This is a genomic window from Bacillus sp. LL01, from assembly GCF_001037965.1.
Genome location: NZ_LFEL01000217.1, coordinates 1 through 3,734, shown reverse-complemented (window position 1 = coordinate 3,734; position 3,734 = coordinate 1). Strand labels below are relative to the sequence as shown.

Genomic DNA, 3,734 nt, shown 5'->3' with positions numbered 1-3,734 from the left:
TGAATTTGTTAGGTGTTCTCATCATCGTTTTAGCTTCGATGGGGACGATTGCTGCTGAACGAAAAAGTGGTCTTGCTGGCATGATTTTAGTAAAACCGATTCCTTATTCCTCATATGTAACAGCAAAATGGGCTGGATTAAGTGTAGTTGGCCTTGTATCGGTGTTTTTAGGATATTTAGCGGGTTGGTACTATGTCACGCTCTTATTTGAACCGATTTCTTTTGGGCTATTCTTGCAAAGTTATCTTTTGTTTGCTTTATGGTTTTTATTTATTTTCACACTCACGATTTTCTTTAATACGGTTGTCAAAGTACCGGGATTAGTCGCATTCGCCACGCTCGCAACCGTTATTGTTCTCTCTGTGCTTACGAATACATTTGAAAAGTGGATGATGTGGAGTCCAGCACAGCTAACAGGAAATGTTGGATCGTTGTTGATAGAGGGTAGAACACTTGAAGATCTTTGGTTGACGGTCATGGTGACGCTTATTCTTGTCGTTTTGTTAATGATCAGTGCCGTTAACATCTTACGTAATAAAGAGTTAGCTGAATAGCTTCTAATGCTTTTGGCAAAATAAGATCAGGAACCAAATACTCTTTTTAGTAAGGTGGGATTATAGTTGTCACAGTCAAAATCACAAGAAACGCGTCAATGGCGTCAACGTAAAGAAACGCAACATCCACACGGTAAAGTAAAATCATTAAAAACTCTTTCAGAAGAAACGAAGAAAGAGTAGTCTTAAAAAAAGCAAAAACCAGCTACGTCGATAACGATGATAGCTGGTTTCTTTCATTACCAAAGAACAGCTAATACATTTCCATCGAACCAATTTGTATCAATGTTGCATGTTTCGGCGTCTATCCCGTATTGCCAACCACCAATCAATCCACCTTCAGGATATTCAGGGTTGTATTCAGGTGCATTCGCTTCCGTTGTAATGCCTTCATTAGGTGAAGCAGTCCAAATATACAACTCATCTAAAAGATTGCTATTCTCCTCGGCTGCTGTTTCAAAAGCGACATAAAGCTCTTCGCACCGATCAAAAATACCATATATACCTGAGCTATATTCAGAATCGCTCATTGCATCATGCCAGCCTAAAATAAATTGTGCATCAATAGGATAGATTGGCTCGACGTTAGCAAATAATGCAACGCCTTCTGGAACTCCAAAATCTCTGGCCATTTCAATTGCAGCATTCGCTTCACTTTGCCCTTTATCGTACCCAGTCGCATCGGTAAATTGATTCCAAATGACAAGAATTTGTATATCATTCGACTGAAGAAGATCGACTTCTTCTTGAGTCAGTCCAAAAGAAACACCATCTTTATCTCCAAGATATCGGCCCCATACTTGGGGTTCACCAAAATTATCTCGGACACATGCTAAWAATTCATCGTCGGTCAAACTAGCAGAATCGACCCCCCATACGATCTCAGGTGTATCTTCCCCATTTCCCTTTCCATTCCTACCATTCGTAGTACGTTTACCATTGGCATCGACATTGTTTGCAATGGCATTCGTTATTTTTACATCGACACTGACATGAATATCGTTTAAAACCTCATTATCAATTGCATGGTTTTCTCCGTTCGTCACATTGTTCTCGAWTGAATTCTCAACCGTGGCATTCTTGGAATCAACATCATTTTGAATGTTGTTTTTAATCGCCGCATCACTAGTTAACGAAATGGAATCAGTTAGAATCTTACTTTGACTCATAATTGAGATGGTTAATACAAATAAAATTGAAAGAGTAGCAATCATAAAAAGCATTAGATTGGTCCTTGTATTCATCAATCCACCACCCTACATTTACTCGAATTATTGTATGTGAGGGTAGTGGGGGATGTGAGGGAGATAGGCGAGGGGATACTTTAACTTTAAAACTGAAGTAGAGTGGATATTGGTATAGAATGGAATAGAATAATAGACTTTATAACCTATAAATAGGGGGCTTCTGATATGAATCTGGAAGAAGAATTAAAAGAAATACTATCTCCTGAACAAGTCACAACCWATCAAACGATGCGCGAGCAGCATAGTCGCGATGAGAGCTATCACACGCCTAGCTTGCCTGATGTGGTTGTCTTTCCTAAGTCGACTGCTGACGTCCAGCAAGTTGTATCTTTTGCCAATGATCATGAGATTCCGGTTGTTCCTTTTGGTTTAGGGACAAGTCTTGAGGGCAATTCGATTCCGTATCACGGTGGCATTTCATTGGATTTATCGTTAATGAATCAGGTTCTAGAAGTGAGACCTGGAGACTTTTTGATTAAGGTGCAACCGGGAATTACGCGAACCCAATTAAATAAAGAGTTGAAAAAACATGGATTGTTTTTCACTGTGGACCCTGGTGCTGATGCTACTTTAGGGGGGATGGCTGCAACAAATGCAAGTGGAACTACCTCTGTACGATACGGAATTATGAGGGATCAAGTACGAGATTTAGAGGTTGTATTAGCCAATGGAGACGTGATTCATACCGGTGGGTTATCTGCTAAATCTTCCTCGGGATATAACTTAAATGGATTGATGGTAGGCTCTGAGGGAACACTTGGTGTCATTACAGAGTTAACGTTAAAAGTACATGGGATACCGGAGTGTATTATGGCAGCACGAGCGACTTTTCCGGATACGAATTCGGCAGTGGAGGCCGTTACTAGCATTCTAGCTGCCAATATTCCAGTAGCAAGGATGGAATTTGTAGACGAGTATTCGATTCTTCAAGTGAACCTGTCAAACGAAAGTAACTATGAAGAAAAGCCGACCCTTTTCTTAGAGTTTCATGGAAATGAAGCAGGGCTCACGCAAGATGTAGAGTTTATGAAAGACATTGTGAGTGAATTAGGGTGCAAGGACATGCATTTTGAACTGGATACGAAATCCCGTGCATTGCTTTGGGAATCTCGTCATAACTTAGCTTATTCCTTTATTCATGGATTTCCTGGAAAGAAACTGATGGTAACAGATGTGAGTTTACCTATCACAGAACTAAGCGGCGCTATCTTGCATTCAAGAAAAGAAATGGATGAACTCGGGTTAATAGGAGCACTTGTTGGTCATGTAGGTGACGGTAATTATCATGCACTTGTTATGGTTGATCTAACGGATGAGGTCGAATTGAATAAAGCGAAGCAATTGAATGAACGCATTGTTCATTATGCTCTAAAACGAGGTGGAACTTGTACAGGTGAACATGGGGTTGGTGTAGGTRAGATCATGTACCAACAACAAGAACACGGGGCTGCTTATGAAGTGATGAAAGCAATCAAAAAGACACTAGATCCAAAGGGAATTATGAATCCTGGAAAAATTTTCAGCAAAGAGTAATTCGGCTACCATGCGCCTATATGTAGTTTATAGGCGCTAAAAACTGCTAAAAAATAATGAAAAAAAATGAAATACTTAGAAAGGTGTCGAAAGAAAGAGTAAGAAGGAGAATGGGTGGTGAAATCTACCGTAAACAACTTATCAGAATATTTACAAAAGTTAAATAATTGGTTAAAGTAAGAACAAGCAAGACAAGCAACACAAGCAACACAAGCAACACAAGCAACACAAGCAACACTAAGTAAGTAGAAACACCCCAACACCCTAAAGGAAATAATAAAGAAAGGGGATAGGCTATGTGAGATAAGAAGCTACACCAAATTGGGAACTTGAAGGGACTGATTCCAATGACGTAGCGTAAGCGAAGTGTATCAAGGAATGTGATATATGGGAACTCACC

General features: G+C 39.8%; 4 protein-coding genes. 3 read left to right on the top strand and 1 reads right to left on the bottom strand.

Annotated features, from left to right (window positions below; translation table 11 throughout):
• Both AB685_RS31545 and AB685_RS32255 read left to right on the top strand, forming a co-directional pair.
• Nucleotides 1-554, top strand: a 554-nt coding sequence (locus AB685_RS31545) for an ABC transporter permease subunit (protein ID WP_047973927.1), incomplete at its 5' end; no start/stop codon positions are given.
• A 66-nt stretch (nt 555-620) separates the two neighbouring features.
• Nucleotides 621-737 (top strand): DUF6254 family protein, encoded by a 117-nt coding sequence (locus AB685_RS32255; protein WP_241773410.1) that lies wholly within the window; start codon nt 621-623, stop codon nt 735-737.
• Nucleotides 738-793: 56 nt separating this feature from the next.
• Here AB685_RS32255 and AB685_RS28225 read toward each other — a convergent pair whose 3' ends face one another.
• The gene (locus AB685_RS28225; protein WP_047973926.1) at nt 794-1,798 is read right to left on the bottom strand and encodes a glycoside hydrolase domain-containing protein; all 1,005 of its coding nucleotides are present in this window, start codon (nt 1,796-1,798) and stop codon (nt 794-796) included.
• Between the two features lie 168 nt (nt 1,799-1,966).
• Between AB685_RS28225 and AB685_RS28220 the strand changes: the two genes are divergently transcribed.
• Nucleotides 1,967-3,334 carry an FAD-linked oxidase C-terminal domain-containing protein gene (locus AB685_RS28220; RefSeq protein ID WP_047973925.1) on the top strand — a complete coding sequence of 456 codons (1,368 nt, stop codon included), beginning with the start codon at nt 1,967-1,969 and terminating at the stop codon, nt 3,332-3,334.
• Nucleotides 3,335-3,734 lie beyond the last annotated feature (400 nt).